18 protein-coding genes are annotated in these 18,608 nt (G+C 33.9%); 2 read left to right on the top strand and 16 right to left on the bottom strand.

Annotation, left to right across the window (positions count from 1 at the left end; all coding sequences use genetic code 11):
- Positions 1 to 86 precede the first annotated feature (86 nt).
- The 11 genes from SLH48_RS21570 to SLH48_RS21520 all read right to left on the bottom strand — a co-directional run bounded on the left by SLH48_RS21570 (position 87) and on the right by SLH48_RS21520 (position 10,393).
- Positions 87 to 485, bottom strand: a complete 399-nt coding sequence (locus tag SLH48_RS21570; protein ID WP_320259803.1) for a hypothetical protein — start codon at positions 483 to 485, stop codon at positions 87 to 89.
- Between the two features lie 81 nt (positions 486 to 566).
- A complete protein-coding gene (locus SLH48_RS21565; RefSeq protein ID WP_320259802.1) occupies positions 567 to 1,325 on the bottom strand; it encodes an aminoglycoside phosphotransferase family protein in 759 nt (252 codons plus the stop codon).
- Between the two features lie 297 nt (positions 1,326 to 1,622).
- Entirely contained in the window at positions 1,623 to 2,243 is a 621-nt protein-coding gene (locus SLH48_RS21560; protein WP_320259801.1) for an imm11 family protein, read from the bottom strand.
- A 1,085-nt stretch (positions 2,244 to 3,328) separates the two neighbouring features.
- Entirely contained in the window at positions 3,329 to 3,862 is a 534-nt protein-coding gene (locus SLH48_RS21555; protein WP_320259800.1) for a hypothetical protein, read from the bottom strand.
- Positions 3,863 to 4,242: 380 nt separating this feature from the next.
- Positions 4,243 to 4,968: an alpha/beta hydrolase gene (locus tag SLH48_RS21550; protein WP_320259799.1), complete on the bottom strand. Its 726-nt coding sequence runs from the start codon at positions 4,966 to 4,968 to the stop codon at positions 4,243 to 4,245.
- Between the two features lie 238 nt (positions 4,969 to 5,206).
- Positions 5,207 to 6,343 carry a C45 family peptidase gene (locus SLH48_RS21545; RefSeq protein WP_320259798.1) on the bottom strand — a complete coding sequence of 379 codons (1,137 nt, stop codon included), beginning with the start codon at positions 6,341 to 6,343 and terminating at the stop codon, positions 5,207 to 5,209.
- Between the two features lie 549 nt (positions 6,344 to 6,892).
- Positions 6,893 to 7,441 (bottom strand): hypothetical protein, encoded by a 549-nt coding sequence (locus tag SLH48_RS21540; RefSeq protein ID WP_320259797.1) that lies wholly within the window; start codon positions 7,439 to 7,441, stop codon positions 6,893 to 6,895.
- 307 nt (positions 7,442 to 7,748) lie between these two features.
- Positions 7,749 to 8,588 carry a nuclease-related domain-containing protein gene (locus SLH48_RS21535; RefSeq protein ID WP_320259796.1) on the bottom strand — a complete coding sequence of 280 codons (840 nt, stop codon included), beginning with the start codon at positions 8,586 to 8,588 and terminating at the stop codon, positions 7,749 to 7,751.
- Between the two features lie 183 nt (positions 8,589 to 8,771).
- Positions 8,772 to 9,413 (bottom strand): DUF4085 family protein, encoded by a 642-nt coding sequence (locus SLH48_RS21530; RefSeq protein ID WP_320259795.1) that lies wholly within the window; start codon positions 9,411 to 9,413, stop codon positions 8,772 to 8,774.
- A 185-nt stretch (positions 9,414 to 9,598) separates the two neighbouring features.
- A complete protein-coding gene (locus SLH48_RS21525) occupies positions 9,599 to 9,766 on the bottom strand; it encodes a hypothetical protein (protein ID WP_320259794.1) in 168 nt (55 codons plus the stop codon).
- Between the two features lie 81 nt (positions 9,767 to 9,847).
- Entirely contained in the window at positions 9,848 to 10,393 is a 546-nt protein-coding gene (locus SLH48_RS21520) for a T6SS immunity protein Tdi1 domain-containing protein (RefSeq protein ID WP_413785453.1), read from the bottom strand.
- A 1,329-nt stretch (positions 10,394 to 11,722) separates the two neighbouring features.
- Here SLH48_RS21520 and SLH48_RS21515 point away from each other — a divergent pair.
- A complete protein-coding gene (locus tag SLH48_RS21515) occupies positions 11,723 to 12,760 on the top strand; it encodes a beta-propeller fold lactonase family protein (protein ID WP_320259793.1) in 1,038 nt (345 codons plus the stop codon).
- Between the two features lie 213 nt (positions 12,761 to 12,973).
- Here the strand turns inward: SLH48_RS21515 and SLH48_RS21510 are convergent, their stop codons facing one another.
- Both SLH48_RS21510 and SLH48_RS21505 read right to left on the bottom strand, forming a co-directional pair.
- Positions 12,974 to 13,318 (bottom strand): GNAT family N-acetyltransferase, encoded by a 345-nt coding sequence (locus SLH48_RS21510; protein ID WP_320259804.1) that lies wholly within the window; start codon positions 13,316 to 13,318, stop codon positions 12,974 to 12,976.
- 221 nt (positions 13,319 to 13,539) lie between these two features.
- Positions 13,540 to 13,935, bottom strand: coding sequence for an NUDIX hydrolase (locus SLH48_RS21505; protein ID WP_320259792.1), 396 nt, complete (start codon positions 13,933 to 13,935; stop codon positions 13,540 to 13,542).
- A gap of 284 nt (positions 13,936 to 14,219) precedes the next feature.
- Here SLH48_RS21505 and SLH48_RS21500 point away from each other — a divergent pair, with 284 nt between their 5' ends.
- The gene (locus tag SLH48_RS21500; protein ID WP_320259791.1) at positions 14,220 to 15,257 is read left to right on the top strand and encodes a cytochrome D1 domain-containing protein; all 1,038 of its coding nucleotides are present in this window, start codon (positions 14,220 to 14,222) and stop codon (positions 15,255 to 15,257) included.
- Between the two features lie 336 nt (positions 15,258 to 15,593).
- On the opposite strand, the gene rpmG is transcribed toward SLH48_RS21500, so the two are convergent.
- The 3 genes from rpmG to SLH48_RS21485 all read right to left on the bottom strand — a co-directional run bounded on the left by rpmG (position 15,594) and on the right by SLH48_RS21485 (position 18,122).
- Positions 15,594 to 15,743: a 50S ribosomal protein L33 gene (gene rpmG / locus SLH48_RS21495; protein WP_320210159.1), complete on the bottom strand. Its 150-nt coding sequence runs from the start codon at positions 15,741 to 15,743 to the stop codon at positions 15,594 to 15,596.
- 20 nt (positions 15,744 to 15,763) lie between these two features.
- Complete coding sequence (locus SLH48_RS21490) at positions 15,764 to 16,948, bottom strand: GTP-binding protein (protein ID WP_320259790.1); 1,185 nt, start codon at positions 16,946 to 16,948, stop codon at positions 15,764 to 15,766.
- Positions 16,949 to 17,069: 121 nt separating this feature from the next.
- On the bottom strand, positions 17,070 to 18,122 hold the full coding sequence (locus tag SLH48_RS21485; protein WP_320259789.1) for a SidA/IucD/PvdA family monooxygenase: 1,053 nt from the start codon (positions 18,120 to 18,122) through the stop codon (positions 17,070 to 17,072).
- Positions 18,123 to 18,608: the final 486 nt, after the last annotated feature.

The following is an 18,608-nucleotide window of genomic DNA, read 5'->3' as shown; positions in this document are numbered from 1 at the left end:
GTTTCCTTAATAGGTAATTATCCTTAAGGTATTACAGATAGCCTTTACTAAATTCTTGCGCCAGATTGCTGAATAACAGATTCATATTAATTATTCCTAAAATCATACTCCAGTTGAGATATATCTACTTTATTTGGTCTTAATTCTAATACCTTGAAATTTCCGAAAAACCCCTTTACTTCGATAATAAAAAATTGATTAGATTCACCAACTTTTCTATAAACTCGTTTTGTTTGCATTGCCATTGCGAATAAACCTATTGAGTTATCATAGTACCCTTCTGCAAAATAAAATCTATTATCTTTTGTTTTTTCATATTGGTTACCTATGTTTATAACATAACAATCAGCATCTTCACACCGAACGTTATAACTTTCTTTAAACCACTTAACAAATTCACTATTGTTTGGCTTTTTCATGTAAATTGTGATTACAACTATACATATTACAAATAGACCTAATATTATATACCTTTTCTTCCTCAAAAAATCTCTCCTCAATTTTTATAGAATTCATTAAGTCTAGTCACATACCTCAGTCCTCATCATATTATTAGAAAAATACACCTAATAAGGTATATGAGGTATGAAATTGCTTATTATATCTATAAGACTTTCAGATTCTTCAGTCGATATATTCTCAGATAATTTTGCCGCCGCAATAATTGGAACCCACTTAAGAATATCGTCTTTAGATAATTTGCTTTTCTCACAATAAAGCCTTAAGTACATATCAGCTATTTCTTTTGAAAAATTAAAATATAAAATGTAAGTACGACATATGTCTGCATAAAAATCTCCTGCACTCGAATCAACCCAATCTAAAATTATCACTTTATTCTCTGACATAATCAAATTAAACAAATGAAAATCTCCATGGCAAAGCCTTTTTTCAAAAGTCATCGAATTTAAATGATGAATTAAAGTTGACTTATAGGTATTACTTAAATTAGGAGCTTCATCAATTTGACGTGTTAATTTTTCAGACATTGTCTCAATTGGATCAGCCTTAACCATATGGATTTGTTGTTGTATATCAATGGAAATATTCATATAGTATTCTACTTGATCACTGTTTTGTAATAGAAGGTCACCCATCGTTCGCCCATAAATATATTCCATTATTATTGCTTGTTTTCCATTTATTTTTGTTACATCATAAACTTTAGGAACAGGTAATCCACATGAATAGGCATATTTTTGTTTATTTGCCTCATATAAAGCTTCTGTAGGAGGCAAATAGTCATTAAATATTTTGACAATCCTGTCATGATATAGATAAATTTTCGCAGTATTTCCTAATGCTATTGGGGCTCCTAAATCCATTCATATCGCTCCTTTCAACTACTTCACATAACTACCAATATTTTAACATGAATTTCCATTTAATTAGAGAATACTCTTTCATTTCATGAATAGACATACGAAATGGCGCGTTAATCGATATACGCGCCATTTCGTATTATGAGTTCTGCCAGTAACATTTGTGGTTGTCCTATTTTTAATAGGTATAGTCAGGAACTCGCTATACCATATTCTTGCGCCAGATTGTGTAAAAAGTTATTAAATGATTATACTCATATATCTAGTAATCACGACCAACAAATATTAAGCTACTGCGATTCAACTTGATACTTCTACTGGTTTAAACTCACAGCCCTTGATTCCTGCTTTCACCAATGCTTCTTTGGCTTGAGAACTAACAAACATATGACCTTGTTCTTTTATTCTGAATATTGAGGGAAACCCTCCTTCTGGTTCCTTCAAAACCAATTTATGTATATTACCTACTTCACCCGGGAAGATATGGGAATTATCATATTCAGAATTATCATGATCAAAAGCATTAACACTATCCATTAATTGAACAGCCACATACTCTTCTCTTTTTACCTCATCTTTTAATGTTCCATCCTCTCTAAGGGGATCGTCTGGATAAGTATCATCCACCATAATTACGGGAACACTTCTGTAGTTTAGTTCACTAAGATTCAAAATAACATCAAATATTTTTTTACTAAAAACAGAATCAGTACAGATATCCACACAAGGATAATCAGTATTATGTATGAATCTGAAATCAGCTCTACAATAAATTATTTTCGGAAGTTCTATTTCCCATGGTCCCATTATATCTGTAGCAAATGTACTTTCACCTTCAAATGGATGATCAGAATATGCATCATATTCATACTCATCAATCAAACGATCATAGTAGTTTCTATCTAAAATATATACTTCCATATCATTTAGCCCTTAACAGCTGAAGAAAACTACATACTTCCATACTCAGCTTTCTATTAAATAAAGGACTATCTCCACCTCCTCTTGCTTCCAATTATTTTGTACTCCACAAAAAAGTGAATTGTTCATTCTATATATGATGTATTACAACAGTTATGTTTAAGCAGTGGAGTTATTAATGTAATTCTATTTGAATACAATAATTCCTTCTTTTAGTAATCACAATATTACTTGTGTTGTGCCCCATATGAGCGGATAAACTGATTGAACGAAAGCTTAAGAGTGATTCGTGTAGCGAAAGTTGACTGAAATGCTTTAAGGATAAGTGGAGAGTAATATATATCGAGAGGTGTAAGAACGGCTCGGAGGAGAGCCTTTGGAAACCTACCTTAAGGCACTGGATGATTATCCTAACACTTAAAGAAGCCTCATTTCTGAGCCATTTACAAACTTAATTTGATTCTTCATACTCGTCTTCAACAAAAAGTAATACTAAATCAAAAATGATATTATCTATTCTATTTCCAAAAGGTCCTGTGTCTTAAGTTGTATCAATTGAAAAGTTGCCGAAGCTTTGCAATTTGCTCTATTCTCATACCAATTAACAATTTCCACCAAAATTATCCTGTTAACATACCTCGTTACTTTATAAATTACTCAAAAAGACACTATGTTTACCTAACAAATCAAAAATAACCGTTATTCCACAATATGGCCCCTAAAATGAATAATGGCACATATCTATATTTCAGATATGCGCCATTGTTGAATAACATCTAATTAATAAACACAACTCAAATTGAGTTTATTAAAATTCATCTTAGCAATAACTTTTTATACAAACAATGTTGGAAATAAATTTATCTTGTATGAAAAGAACTTTGGTTAATTAACAATGTGTAAAATCATGTATATTCGATAAAATTTTAATTCTAGAAAACACTGTTTTATCAATGTTTACAAAAGTGTGATGGTTCTTATATTTATGATTATGTAAACTAGAATTGAATTTGTTATTCATTGATATACAAAAATATAACAGCTAAAAAGCAGGAATAGTACACTTATTCCTACTTTTTGTGCTTTTATGGGACTGTAAAACGAATAGTGGCTGCAACACCACGATCTAGTGTTTGATTCACATCGGTGGCAGTGATTCTTACAGATAATAGGTCACATTGGAGAACACCGAAATTAGCCGTTGCAGTGCCACAACAATTTTGCGACCCTGGACTTGGACCTGTTACCGTTGCTTCAATTCCTGTATCTACCAATGACGCACCACAAAAACTATCTAAAAAAATCTCACACGATACAGACTCTTGAGCTAGAATATTATTATCTCTGGTACTAAAAATCAAATCTGTAATGGTTGCATCCTCTGGGATAACCACAATATTTTCTATGAAAACACCTGAGGTACCAAGCCCAACAAAATTGTTATCAAGTGATAAATCTACTGTTTGAGCTGCTAAGTATATCTTCATTACTTCCGGTCCCGGTTCTCCTGTTGCTCCTGTTACTCCTTGAGGACCTTGAGGTCCCTGTTTCCCTGGTGGTCCCTGAGGTCCTTGTGGTGGCGGTGGAACTACCCTACATTTACAATCTTTATCTTTCATTGATAATTTTCACCTTCTATAATTGTTTTTACTCTAATTTATGGTGATTTTTTATAGAAGGTTGGACTAACGTATATAACGTGACTAAAATGTGTGATTGTCTATATTAATAAAGTCAACGGGAGCTAAGCTACAGTACTCTGAAAAGTAGATTCCTGACTATGACAAATGCACAAAGTTCCAATTTATCATTTCTGAGATACTGTAATTAATAGACTCATTAAGTGTCCAAAAATAATAAGTGACGGTCATCTGTATTTCAGATTAGCGCCATATTGCTGAAGATTAAATCGAGCCTAATTCTAGGTAAACCCCACACCACAGTTGTGGAATATGGTCTTTTAAAAGAAAAATCGACCTCAAACAGAATGTAAATTCTATTATTTTTCCAACCTTAAAGTATTATTAATAAATGTATGTAAAGTAAGAGAATATAAGTCTGGTTGTTCTCTATGTACCAAGTGGCCAGCAAAAGGAATAACAGATATATTTATATTTGAGTTAAATTGTTTGTAAGTCAGAGCTGAGGAAACCTCTAGGTCTTGCTTTTCGCCTACAATACAAAGAGTTGGAGTTTTGATATTGGATACATCACCCGTTTTATCAAATGGATAAAAATCATCATCATTGAAAGATTGAAGTAACGATTTCCAATCGTTTTCCCCGTGAATTTCGTTCAAGTATGCTACTGCTTCTTCGTCATTAAACAATTGTTCATAGCCCTCAGCTTCTTCTCTAGAAAGCTCTGCCCAATTATCAGGTTCAACAGGAAATATCCCAGAAAAGGTGAGAGACTTTACCTTATTAGGGAATTCTTTTGCAAAAAGCAAAGCTGCGACTCCACCTACAGAAACTCCTGCAATATGACATTGTGTAACATTCAGATATTCTAAGGTATCATTTAAATCTTTTGTACAACGACTAAAATAATTGTCAATTTTTCCAACAGACTTTCCGTGCCCCCTTAAATCAGGTCTAATTACTTGAAAGTCCCTAGCAGAGAAGTAATCACTTTGTTCTTGATACTCAGTCAATCCCGTCATACCACCAGAGTGAATCAGGACTATAGTTTCTCCTTCCCCTATAATATCTGTATGTAAAATCATATTATTCCTCCGTAACTTTTTGTTCAATTCAACCATTATCTTAAAAACAATTATTTCAAATCTATATAATTTTCACAATATGCTATTCCATTAAATGAAATATGACGCTAATCTTTATTTCAGATGAGCGCCATATTGTTGAAGAACAGACTTTAAAAGGGACTTACAGTATTTCTTCAATTCCCTTAATGGCAAACACCTGTTAAACATGTTTGAGTCCGATTAAAATAATAGAACCCTAACCTTTCATTTCTCTAAAAAAATGCTCTGGATTATCAATATTCACATTTTCATACTCACAAACAAATTCCTTCATTCCTATCGGTTCATCAAAATCAACAGCGTACCACGGATTCATATCTGGAGGACCAAGACTTACCTTCAATTTCTTATCTGTAATATCAAATATCATACTTCTAAGCGTACCCATTCCACTTGAATAATAATGGCAACACGGACCCAGAGGATACTTAGTTGAAAGTAAATATCTTATCTTATTATGATCAAGGTTAGGTGATTCTCGCAATAGAGTATTCCAAACAGAGGAATAACGTATTTCCGAGTTCCAAAGATGATATGCATCAAATTCTTTCATTTCGTTACTGACATAATGATTGGTAGAAACCATTAGTCCCCCAACAGGTTTACGTACGAATATTCTCTTCTTTTTTTCAGAAAAACTAGCAATTTCAAAGATTGATACATTATTAGATGTATCAGCTACCATAATGTTTGCATTAGTGCATAAAGGTACCTCTTCAAGAAGGCATTGAGCCTCATATACATCTTTGCATTGGTCTAATATTGCTCGAATAGCGATCCAAAACTCACACCCATACCCATTCAGTGGTTTTAAATATGCAGTACTTGACATAGAAACTACAAGTCCGTATTCATTCATTCCATCCATTCGACCCGCATTTTGCAGTGAGAAACCCATATGTTTTGGCTTTCCTTTTACACGAGTAATACATAGGCTTCTCTCGTCCCTTACGAAATACTCATAACTTCTGCCAACGTAAAAATGGCCATCGCTTGTATTTGAAGGATGAACAGCAAATTGACAGCAATTTGGTGAGTCATGGAACGAGTTGGAGTAGCATAGGATCTTTTCTGCTTCTATGTTTACTTCATCTGCAAATCCCTGTATTTCATCAATAAACCCGGGACAAATCTTATCAATCATCATCATTCTTTTATGAACCAATGCTGCAGGAAGATAATCCTGCCCTTCCAAAGGAGTAGTATAGTAGGAAATATCCTGTGAATAATGTTCCTTAAATGTAATCCCCCTTTGTTTACCGATATCATAATGAGTTCCTTCTGTGACATGAATATCAAATATCATTGGTTCTTTTTGATTTTCATCTTCCAATATAATCCACCCCCTTATTTTTTTTGATTATACTATTTAAAAAAATTATGTACATATTTAGAAAAAATTTATCAATAGTTATTACACATATCCCTTTGGTTAATCACAACCAAAATAAACCACCACTACTGTATTTTAAATCTACTATAGCTGTAGTTGTTCACAAGGTTTTATTCGTAATGCCAAGTCTAATTTATAAAATGCTCTTTTCTTAATCCTTTAGAACTTCTTTCATTTTAAGCCTCTTCGAAGTAGTAGTTATAAACTCCCAGCTCTTGGTAATATTACTAGTTTTCAATGGTACTCTATCCATTAAGGTTAGCAAAGTGTCTGCGCTTATTAAAAAGACCCATCATCAATCTTCAACGGTACAGCCTTAAAATTAAGAAAAGCACTAATCTTTTTACAGATTAGCGCCATATTGTTGAATAACACTATCGGTTAATTAGTTGGAAACTCAACTTATGTTTACTAACACCTCATGTTGCAAAAACTTTTTATTCAAGAAATACATAGATATTCAAAATAAGCTGACGTTAAAACATCAGCTTACGGAGATGGGAATCTTGCAGCTTCAAAGTTTGTTCCCTCACCTGAACTCACAATAATCCCATCTACTGAACTTCTAAATGTTACTTCTACAATATCTCCAGCTTGCAATTGAACTATTGTGCATAAATTACTAGGGTGGTTCACAATTACTCCACCAAGATAAGCACTACTAGTTCGAGCTACCCGAGAAGCATTAACGAGAATATCCATATTAGTTGAATGGTTTATGGCAGGATCGTCAGGAATAAAATTCACGTTTGCACAAATCGAGTAAACACCCGATTGACTTGGGGTAAACGTCGAAGTACTAGGATCATACTCATTATTTAGATCAAATATTTCATTAGGGTAATTCATAAAAACAGATACGGTACCAGTTATATCTTGGTCAGCAGTATTATTTTCAGCTCTAAATGCTGATTGAGGGTCCGATAGTCCGGGTGTACCCATTGGTCCTTGTGGTCCTTGAGGCCCCTGTTTCCCAGGTAGCCCTTGTGGTCCCTGCGGTGGTGGTGGGACAACTCTACATTTACATTCTTTATTCATTACTAATTTTCACCTTCTATAATTGTTCTTACTTTATATGTACGGAGATTTGCTATAGAAGGTTAGACTAATATATATAACGTAACTAAAATATGCGAATGTCTATGTTAATAAGGTCAACCAGTATTTTTTCTGGCTGACCTATTTTAAATAGATATTATTCTTAAAATAGTCAAGATAACTTTTACTTATATTCTTGCGCCATATTGTGGAAGATCATTGTTACTTCTATTATGATTTTTCTGAATTAGAAAGACCACTTAAGTGGAATATCAGGAGTCTAATCGATCCTTGACTTATTATTTACTTACCTTATTCTAACTTCTTTTTGATGCTCAAAACAGTAAATTTTCCCTTTGAACTTTTTGTTGGATAAACAATAAGACTTCACCTTATCTGAGACTGGTTTATTGCACATACTGCATTTTTCTTGACCTAGATCGTTTTGTACGCCTTTTTCTGTTTTATCATTGTATTTTAACGCATAAATGTGTTTTTCTCTAATCATTGAGTCTGTAATATTTTCTTTATAAAAGGAATTAAATATATTGGTAATGTCAGCTTCTGAAAGTAACGGTTCTTCATGTTCAATTTGAAGTACCGAGATTTTCCGGTTTATAAATTCAGACAACTCAATGTCATAGACTATTAAGTTATCTGAAGATATTTTTCTTAGGTCTAATTCATCTAACTTAAAAGTACATCGTTTCGTGAAGGATACCATTGAGATAAATAAGTGGTGGTACTTTTTGTCAATGATACTTTTCAATGCTTGAATGTGACCATAGTTTTGAATAAAAGGGTTCATCATATTAAATTTTCCATTTACTGACCATGTTTTTCGATCTTTACCACCATAAATAGTTCCTTGATAATTTTTTGTTTCTATAACAAAAATTCCATAGGGCGTGATTACGATATGATCAACTTGAGAGAAACCTGATTTGGCTTTTGAATTTTCAACTAATAAATCATTTAGATGTTTATACTCTTTAGGAAGCTGTTCTAACTGAATTTCTATTTTATACTCCCCTAGCTCTCCCTTTCTAATTGCCTTCAAACCTTTTTGTTTTGTTGTATCTGAAGAATTAGCTGATTTTGTGCTTTTATCGCTATTCTTTTTAAAAAAGCTTAAAAATAGTATCATTTTTTCCTCCATTAATTCCCTAATTTCTAATTATAATTTTATCTTTATTTGCTACTATTTTCTATTATATTGAAATTCAAATTAAAGAGTTGCTAATAATAAAAGAAAGAAAAGACCCCTTTCCTCAAGAAAGGCGCCATATTGTTGAAGACTATTGCTGACATTTTTCTGAGGTTAACTGTATTATTGTAAATGTTCAACTACTATATTTTCAGCTATTATTGAAAACTCTGTAAGAGGGCAATCAAATAATACATGCAGCTCAAAATATTTGTCATTATGGTAAACTTCATCATAAAGCCACAAAGCACCTTCCAATTTTTCAGGCATAGTTAGTTTACTTACCCCTTTGAAAGTAAGTTTTATATCTGATACACCCCAATCCAAAATCATTAAACATTCATCTTTAGAGTGACATTCAAATGATTTTATGGTAGCATCGTGTAACGACTTTTCATAGAATTTAACAACATTAATAGGAAGTTGACTTTTTATTGATTTAAAATATTCGTTGTATTCATCCCTAATTCTTTTATTTCTTTCATCATATTCACTTAGCCATTGTTCAGCTATACTTCTTAATTCTGGTGTAGGAAACTCCGAGTTGATAGTTCCATTATAAATATAAGGATGAAATGATTCAGGAAGAAATTTCAACAAGTCCTTTTTTATTGATTCTAAATCTTCTTTAGCGTTCTTTTTGTAATCAATTCCCTCTTCTTTGTAATACTGAATCATCTCATCCCACTCTTTTTTAGATTCAGGGAATGCTAAGAATCCATATACTTGCATTTCTTTATACCGTTCTTTTGTAAAATATCTCAAAATCTTTTTCCCCCATATGAATTATTACTGCTTAGACACATTATAACTCGTCAAAAAATTCAAAGCATTAGTGTAATAATTCCTCTAACATATGTCACTATAAAAATTATCCTTTACTAGGAAAGCGCCATATTATGGAACAACACATTCAGAAAAGTCGTTAGCCTAATAAACTTCTAGACTCATTAATCATTAAGTTTATTAATTCCATATGTATAATACTCAGTTGTTGAATAATCAACACTTGAGCCTTCTTCAGTTTCTACTTTTGTACCAACTGAAACAGTCATCAACATAAATACAAAAAATAGTACAATAGTTCCTACTATTAGACCTAGTAAAAATTTTTTCATGATTATATCCTCCATTAATAAGATCAGCAAAATTTCTATTATTTCTTCTAAAAAATAGTCTGTATAATAGTGATATTAGAACTAAAAATCTATTGGACCGACCAGTTGTGTTATCAAGTAAATATGTTCAAGAAATTTAACCTTTTGTAAATTTTCTATTTTTTCCGATCCTCCAATTCCAAGAATTGGCACATAACCAAAACATTCGTCGAAAGCTGGCTCTCCATATTCCTTAATTGCTACTGGATAAGGTAACCACTCAAGAGCATCTTCTAGATAATACTCATCATTTAAATCTTCGAAAAAGTAATCAAACCCCGCTGCAATTACTTTAACCTCATTCCTTCTATAATTAAATTTCAATAAGTATTCGTTATCCCAAACTAATATATCCCCCATTGCTGTTATAAATAAAGGAATAGATAGATCTAAATCATCATCCTCATAAGTATTAAGTAATATTTCTTTGAAATCATCTGGGTTTATGACCCTTAGGTATCCATTTTTCAGACTCCCAAAACCATACTTCTCCCATACCTCAATTACTTGATAAGGGATTTTCCCTTTATATTTTTCAATAATGTTCCGTGGTGTTTTTTCTACAATTACAAAATCATCAAAAACCATTATTCTTCCTCTCCCCTGCTTAAGTGTTACATTATACGCTAACATATTCTATTCATTTATCGTTATCCCCTGCTGTTAAAATACTTACCTATGGAAATGCTCTATTGCTTTAGTTCATTATAGAATTTATCAGTCTGGTGGTAGAGGTGAAACATAATATCACTTGTGTTGTACGCCCATAGGGGCAGATAGAAAATCGCTGGATAGCAACAGCGTAGGTCAATTTACAATCGAAGCCTATCATCACCCAACTTATCCGAAGGGGAAACCTAACGGGGAGTGTAGCATGTTGCGGAAAGCCATAAGTTGGCGAGTTACCACGTCACGACTGAATGGCAAGATGAACTTTGTAAACAAGGAAGAAAGCTAAACTGCTTGAACGATAGTCTAAGAGCGATTAGTGATGCGTATAGCGAAAACGCTATAAGGAAAAGGGGTGATTATAGAAACACAGTAAGAGACCTAGTGAATCTAATCCTCTCAACTACCATAAATAGAAACAGACGAAAGTCGCTTCCGACATTACAAAAAGCTATGTTTCTATCTATCTAAATGGGGATTACCTAAGTCAGAATACCTCAAAGGTTATGATACGTACGGTATCTGAATATCTGATAAGGTAACGGAGTCCTCGTAGTAGTCCGAGATAGGGAAAGCCTATCACATGGCAAAGGAGGACAGCTTATCAGTTTAATACAAAATGAGGTTAATGCGTGAGGCATTATAAAATCTTAGAGTAGTATTAAACAAGTTTAAACATATAGATGATAAGTTGAGAGCCGTATACATTGAAAGGTGTAAGTCCGGTTCGGAGGAGAGCGTTTGGAAACCTATCATAGGAATATGACAAGGCGCTGGGCGCTTACCCTACTCATAGTTAGCAAATTAACCAATCCATTTTTTATATTTTAATTATAACAAGTATTAAAGAGGTGGTTTCGTTTGACTATAACGGTCATTGATGTTGTTGGTTTAAAACAATATTTAAGAATAATTTTCTCAAGAAACTTGGATATATCACTAATAAAAGGAAACATTTTGAAAAAAGATTGATCAAAATGCCTCCTTCTTTTAAACGATATATGTTAATCCTACTTCGCGCCATATTGTTGAAAAGCATATAAGTAGTAAACACAACTTAACTTGAGTTTACTACTCATAATTTTGAGACAAAATGGCTAAAACCGCTCTTATTACTATTCGACAATCATTTTAAACTTGCCTCAATAAGGAGTACTCTTTCGGGATCTTTTAATTAAAAGATTGAATGTTAAATACATCCCATCCTTCATATAGTAAGAGTAACAAATAATGAGGTAGGTGATTTGTGTGGGAATAGCTTATGTGACTAATGAAGATACAGACAATGTTTCAGTTATAGATATAACGACGCACAGTGTGATTGCTACTATTCCTGTAGGAAACCTTGATTTCCCTAGTGACATAGAGATTACACCTGATGGGAAATTACTTTATGTTGCAGTTGGAAATGAAAATTTTGTTACGGTAATAGATACAAAAACACTGAGTATAATTGCAACAGTACCTGTGGGTGATGACCCCGACACTGTTGTAATCTCACCGGATGGAAAATTAGCATATATTTCAAATGCAGATACCGATAATGTATCAGTTATAGATGTAAAGACGCACAGTGTGATTGCTACTATCCCTGTTGGAGACCTTGACTTTCCTAGTGACATGGAGGTTACACCTGATGGGAAATTACTTTATGTTGCAGTTGGAAATGAAAATTTTGTTACAGTAATAGATACAAAAACACAGAGTATAATTGCTACAGTACCTGTTGGTCGTGATCCGGATACTGTTGTAATCACACGGGATGGAAAATTAGCCTATATTTCAAATGAAGACACAAATGATGTTTCAGTGATAGACACGAAAGTGCATCGTGTGATTGCTACTATCCCTGTTGGAGGAGATATTGATCGTCCAGGTGCAATGGTGATTATACCTGATAGTAAATTATTGTATGTTGCTGTCGGAGATGATAATTTTATTGGAGTAATAGATACAAAAACACAGAGTGTAATTGCAACAGTACCTGTTGGTAGAAATCCTATTAATTTTGTAATATCCCCAGATGAACAATTTGTATATGTTGCAAATGAAGGTGACAGTAGTATATCAGTGATAGATACGAAAACACATCTTGTAATCGCTACTGTTTTCGTAGGTGGATTAGACATTCCACTCAAGATGGCGATTACTCCTGATGGGAAGTTACTGTATGTTCCAAATCATGATGTCGGTACTGTTACGGTAATAGATACAAAGACACATAGTGTAATTGCAACGATCCCTGTTGGTGACGGGCCGAGGTCTGTTGTTATCAATCCCAATTAATAGAATACAGAATAGCAAGATGCCTCAGGTGTTTTTGCTATTCTGTTATACTTCCGATAACTGGCATTATGTAACCTAAAATTGAATAACTTATACATAGATATACCTTTACTATATTCTTGCGCCATATTGTTGAATACTCGAATTCGAGATAACTTGTAATAAGATTTTTAATTAAAGCCCCCGTTAATGGAAGTAAAAATATCCAGTAAATTATTGTTTTCTATGCATTACAAATTGTGATTTGCTGTATTTAAAAATATTTTTTTCATAGAAAGGTATTAAATGTTCTTCACAAAACAAACTGATTACATCAATATGTGAAAGCTCATCTAACAATTTTGATACGAGATTTGTTCCAATATGTTCCTTTCGGTATGAACTATGTATAACAACATCTTCAACATAAGCTCTAAATTTTCCGTCTGAGACAGCCCTCGCAAAACCAACAAGGGTTCCATCTATCCACGCTCCTACTGATTGTCCTTTGATTAACATTTCTTCAATATCTTGTTCTTGCCTTTCTCCCCACCAACTTACATCATTATATAGTTTCATCACATCTTTGGCTTTAATTGTTCTTTCGGTATAACTCAAAATTTCTGTATTCAAGTTTTGGTCCTCCCAATGTCTTATACTTTATTTCACAAAAATCTAACAGGGATTCTTTCGTCAACTAACCTGCCCCTTTAACTTAACACCAATTATTTCAAGACTACTTAAATCTTACAACAACTTTTCAAACAAATTAAAAACGCGATGTTAAATCATCGCGCCATTTAGTTGAATACCGATTGAATTTTAGTAGCAACTTCTTTTGGTTTAACATCAACTGATGATAACTGATTTATTTCAATCCACATAGGAATATAAGTTCCTCGATTTCTATTCTTATCTTTATATTCTATACCTTCCCCTGTACCAAATTTCCCTTCTGTTATCTCAGCAAGGAAAAAGTATTGTGTACCATTATATTTAACTTTTGCAAAGCATTCACTTATATTAACCGTTACACCCAACTCCTCTAGGGCTTCTCTTTTTGCTCCATCTTCAGGTGTCTCTCCATTTTCTATTCCTCCACCAGGGAATACATAATAAACTGATTCTCCAACAACTCTCTTAATAAGACATACTTTTTTATTATCAATTAAAACTACCGAACCTCTATTTCTCATATTTCCCTCCATGCTAAATATCTATTAACAGTTACATCATAATTTAATCAAACAAAACGCAATGATATTATATCATCGCGCCAGATTGTGGAAGATCGGAAGTAGTAAATAATCAAAAATATTGAAATGGTATTAAAGTATCCTTTATCTGAAGTAGAACTGTTTATAGATACATCATTTTGCACATTCTCATCACACCTCCACAAAGGAATTTGGGTGGCGTACATTCACTCTCTTGTTCATATATTGAAGTAAACAATTCAAAAAGAGTGGGTGGTTTTTGGATGAGCGTGGCTTATGTGTTGAATATAGGTTCTGATAATGTTTCAGTCATTGATACGAAGACGCATAGTGTGATTGTTACTGTTCAAGTGGGTGAGTTGGGTTTCTCAGCCGATATGGAAATTACACCAGACGGGAAACTCGCTTATGTCGTAAGTGGTGGTCTTCCACCAAATTTTGATGGTTCTGTATCTGTCATAGATGTGAAAACGCATAGTGTAATATCGAGTGTTCAGGTCGGTGGATGGCCATTTGATTTAGCTTTTACTCCTGATGGGAAGCTCGCCTATGTGACTAATTCTCTTGAAGGCACTGTATCCGTCATTGATACAAAGACGCATTGCGTGATTGCTACTGTTCAAGTTGGAGGAAGTCCAGAGGCTATTGCCTTTACGCCAGATGGGAAACTTGCTTATGTGACGGATACTCGTAACGAAGACTCTATATCCGTCATCGATGTTAAAACACATAGTGTGATTGCTACTGTTCAAGTTGGAGGAAATCCGAAGTCTATTGCCCTTACGCCAGATGGGAAACTTGCTTATGTGACGGATACTCGTAACGAAGATTCTGTATCCGTCATCGATGTCAAAACACATAGTGTGATTGCTGCTGTGCAGGCTGGGAATAATCCAGATTTAATTGCCATTACACCAGATGGGGAACTTGCTTATGTGTCTAGTAGTGATGGTACTGTATCTGTCATAGATGTAAAAACGCATAGTGTGATTGCTACTGTTCAAGTTGGAGGAAGTCCAGAGGCTGTTGCCTTTACGCCAGATGGGAAACTTGCTTATGTTACAGATACTGGTAACGGACCCTCCGTATCGATTTTTGATGTGAAAACGCATAGCGTGATTACTACTGTGCAGGTAGGTGATAATCCTCAAGATATTGCATTTATACCAGACGGGAAATTCGCTTATGTCGCGAATTCTCTTGAAGGCACTGTATCCGTCATTGATACGAAGCAACATAGCGTGATTGGTACTGTTCAGGTTGAGAACTTTCCATTCAAAATAACTATTGCGCCAGACTAGAAGTAAAGGGCTATTTTGCATATCCCCCCGATAAGGTTTATTAAGAGAAAATACCTTCCCAAAACCCAAGTGGCTCAAAGGATATAGCTTATTACACCTTTTCGAGGTTTTATGCAAAAACATATTGATAAACTAGAACTAATCGATTCATTAATTGTCCAAAATAATAAATGACGCTTATCTGTATTTCAGATTTGCGTCATTTTGCTGAATACTTAAATTCAAGATTTTTATTAGGATACTTCTACTTAGATCTACCTGTTTCAATATCTACCCCAAAAAACTTTTATAATTTCTTTTTCCTAACAATGAACCATATTCAAGTTTAAAAACAGATTATTTCGTTTCCCTATGCAATGTACGTCTTTTTAGTCTTGGTGAATATTTTATTAATTCAATTCGGTCTGGGTTGTTTCTCTTATTTTTTGTAGTAATGTAGTTACGGTCTCCAGTTTCTGTACAGGCTAGTGTAATTTTTACTCTCATGTTTTGTTTCCTCCTAGAATTTACTCTACAATAAATGTGGGTAATTCGTCTTTAAATAATGACCAATCGCTATTCATCTCTATATCGGTCAACAGGCATTCCTCTATTGAAGCTACAATCTCCTTTTGATTCATTTCGAGCCCAATAAATACAATTTCATTCATTCGATCCCCATAGATTGGATCCCATTTTGCTACAAGCTCTGGTTCTTCTTTCAAAAGTTGATTTCTTTCATTTTCCGGATAGGCTGCCACCCATTCGCCTGCTCCTTGAAGCATAATTGACGGCCCTGCTTGAGAAATTAAACCAGACATATTGTTTCGTGTTGCAAGCCAGAAAAATCCTTTGGCTCGAACAATATCTACCGGCCAATTTTCAAGCCATTGCTTCCACCTTTCAGGATGGAACGGTCTTCTACTTCGATGGACAAAGGATGAGATACCATACTCATCCGTTTCAGGAATGTGTTCTTCGTTTAACTCTTTAATCCAACCTGCACCTTGACTTGCTCGATCAAAATCAAAAAGTTGTGTGTCAAGAACAGCATCTAAAGGTATTTGTGCATTTACTGTTTTATAAATTTTTGCTTCTGGATTTAGCTTTCTAAGAACAGAATGTAATTCTTTAACATCAATCTCTTCAATTAAATCTGTTTTATTTAGTAGGATGACATCTGCAAATTCAATTTGATCTATTAACAGTTCAACTACCTCTCGTTGATCGTTGTCATTATTGGCTTGCTTACGATCTAACAGCGTCTCTCCTGAAGCAAAGTCATGCCAGAAGCGATTGCCATCCACCACCGTCACCATCGTATCCAATCTACAATATTCGGATAAGTTGATATTCAATTCCTCATCCATGTACGTAAATGTTTGGGCTACAGGAATCGGCTCTGATATCCCAGTCGATTCAATCACGATATAATCGATATCCCCTGATTTTACAAGCCTTTCCACTTCAATCATTAAATCCTCACGTAATGTACAGCAAATACAACCATTTTGTAGCTCAACCATTTTCTCTTCCGTTCTTGAAAAACTTTTTTGCTTTATCATAGAAGCATCAATATTCACTTCACTCATATCATTAACAATAACCGCAATTTTCTTATTTACTTTGTTCGCTAAGATATGATTTAACAATGTTGTTTTACCCGAACCAAGGTAACCACTTAAAACTGTGACTGGTATTTTCTTTTTCAAATCAACCTCTCCTTTAATTAGTTACGATTCTTTCTGCGGCCTTCCTTGCCCCAGAAATATTCCTTGCTACAGGTCCAATCTCAAGCTCAGCTAATGGTCCTGAAACATATAAATGGGGACACTACTCTAACCTTTGACTTACAATTGGATATCCACAATTTGCACACATCAAATCTTCGTTCTGAATCAATTGTTTTAACCAACTTTTTTCCGGAAGATTTGACTCAAATCCAGTAGCTAAGATTATAGTCTTAAAAAGGTCGCGTGTACCACTTTTATGGTTTAATAAAATTTCACTATTATATTGACTAGCCAACTCAACCTCATCATAAACGATTCGTAATGTTTCTTGTTTTTCTAGTTTTATTAATTTCTGATAGATTTCCTTTGGTATTGATCCCTTGTGACGAGCATGAGTTATTTGTTCTCTCCGTATTTTATAATCTGTTATTTCAGAAAAATACTTCATGTATTTCGGGCCGAGCCATCCCGGATCACTATCTAATTCATGTACACGAAGCCTGTGTCTTGATAGTAATGTAACTTTTCTTGGAAACAAATTACAAAGCTGGATTACAGTATGTGCTGCTGTTATTCCTCCTCCCACAACCACAACAGGTGGTTGTAAGTTTTTAAGGCTTGTTAGCTCTTCGCTGAAAATATGTGAGACATGACCAGCTATTCCTATGTCTAAGTCTTTTGCCCATTCAGGAATATGTAATTGCTCATTAACACTAATGGAAATGACAAGGTTATTTGATAAGACTGACTTGCCTTTATCAGTTTTAATCTTCCATTTTCCAGCTTCTTTATTAACATGTATGACCCTACCTTGTTCCCAGGAATCTTTAAGCCGAATATCTTTAATAATAGAATCACAATGCTCATTAAACAAAGTAAGAGAAGGTCTCTTATAATGACCGTAAAAATTTGTATGTTTGAATGATTTACTGAAGTTTTGAAGACTAAATGCATTAACATCAATATGATGAACAGAAGGGGAACGTAAATATTCCATACCAATCCTGTTAGTTAATTTTCTCCATTTTTCTATCGGTTCTTTATGAGGATCGATAATTAACAGTTCATCAATCTTCGTTTTACCACTTTTTATTAAGTAGTTCGCTATGGTACAGCCATGAACCCCGCCACCAATTATGGCCCATTCATACACCAATATGTCTCCTTTCTCTTAAATCGTAATGATTACGATTTAAATTATATTACACGAGTCACATGAAATCAAGTCACTGAACATTTAAAGTGACCTAATTTTTAGCTGAGGCTCTTCCCTTTCTTATTTTCAGTTCTCTTTTATTAATAAAACAACACTAAGTCTTCGAACATAAATAATATGAAACGAAGAATTTACACCTCGATGCACTAGTAGTTAATCCCTTTTAAATATGATCGGGGCTTTTTCAAAACTCACAGCGACATTTACCGATTTCCCTACAATTTATTACTAAAATAATGATTAATTAAAAACACTTGTTATTCCACAATTTGACCCAAATCATAAATAAAGGCACATCTCTTAGAGAAATGCGCCATTTCGTATTATAAGGTCATCCAGATTGATATTTTATCTGGTTGACCTTCTTTTTATAGGCTATTCTTTAGGTAGTCGGGATAGGACGTATGCGCCAGTGGGACTTGA

Origin of the sequence: Cytobacillus sp. IB215316, assembly GCF_033963865.1 — a bacterium.
Lineage (GTDB): Bacteria > Bacillota > Bacilli > Bacillales > SM2101 > Nanhaiella > Nanhaiella sioensis.
Note: the sequence above shows the minus strand (reverse complement) of the source record. Positions and strands in the feature narration are given on the sequence as shown.

What these genes read in the sequence shown, in the direction of transcription:
- SLH48_RS21555 (WP_320259800.1), bottom strand. Translation starts at nt 3,862, where the DNA reads ATGAAAGATAAAGATTGTAAATGTAGGGTAGTTCCACCGCCACCACAA.
- rpmG (WP_320210159.1), bottom strand. Translation starts at nt 15,743, where the DNA reads ATGAGAGTAAAAATTACACTAGCCTGTACAGAAACTGGAGACCGTAAC.
- SLH48_RS21505 (WP_320259792.1), bottom strand. Translation starts at nt 13,935, where the DNA reads ATGAGAAATAGAGGTTCGGTAGTTTTAATTGATAATAAAAAAGTATGT.
- SLH48_RS21560 (WP_320259801.1), bottom strand. Translation starts at nt 2,243, where the DNA reads ATGGAAGTATATATTTTAGATAGAAACTACTATGATCGTTTGATTGAT.
- SLH48_RS21500 (WP_320259791.1), top strand. Translation starts at nt 14,220, where the DNA reads ATGAGCGTGGCTTATGTGTTGAATATAGGTTCTGATAATGTTTCAGTC.
- SLH48_RS21540 (WP_320259797.1), bottom strand. Translation starts at nt 7,441, where the DNA reads ATGAATAAAGAATGTAAATGTAGAGTTGTCCCACCACCACCGCAGGGA.
- SLH48_RS21535 (WP_320259796.1), bottom strand. Translation starts at nt 8,588, where the DNA reads ATGATACTATTTTTAAGCTTTTTTAAAAAGAATAGCGATAAAAGCACA.
- SLH48_RS21550 (WP_320259799.1), bottom strand. Translation starts at nt 4,968, where the DNA reads ATGATTTTACATACAGATATTATAGGGGAAGGAGAAACTATAGTCCTG.
- SLH48_RS21565 (WP_320259802.1), bottom strand. Translation starts at nt 1,325, where the DNA reads ATGGATTTAGGAGCCCCAATAGCATTAGGAAATACTGCGAAAATTTAT.
- SLH48_RS21525 (WP_320259794.1), bottom strand. Translation starts at nt 9,766, where the DNA reads ATGAAAAAATTTTTACTAGGTCTAATAGTAGGAACTATTGTACTATTT.
- SLH48_RS21510 (WP_320259804.1), bottom strand. Translation starts at nt 13,318, where the DNA reads ATGAAACTATATAATGATGTAAGTTGGTGGGGAGAAAGGCAAGAACAA.
- SLH48_RS21520 (WP_413785453.1), bottom strand. Translation starts at nt 10,393, where the DNA reads ATGGTTTTTGATGATTTTGTAATTGTAGAAAAAACACCACGGAACATT.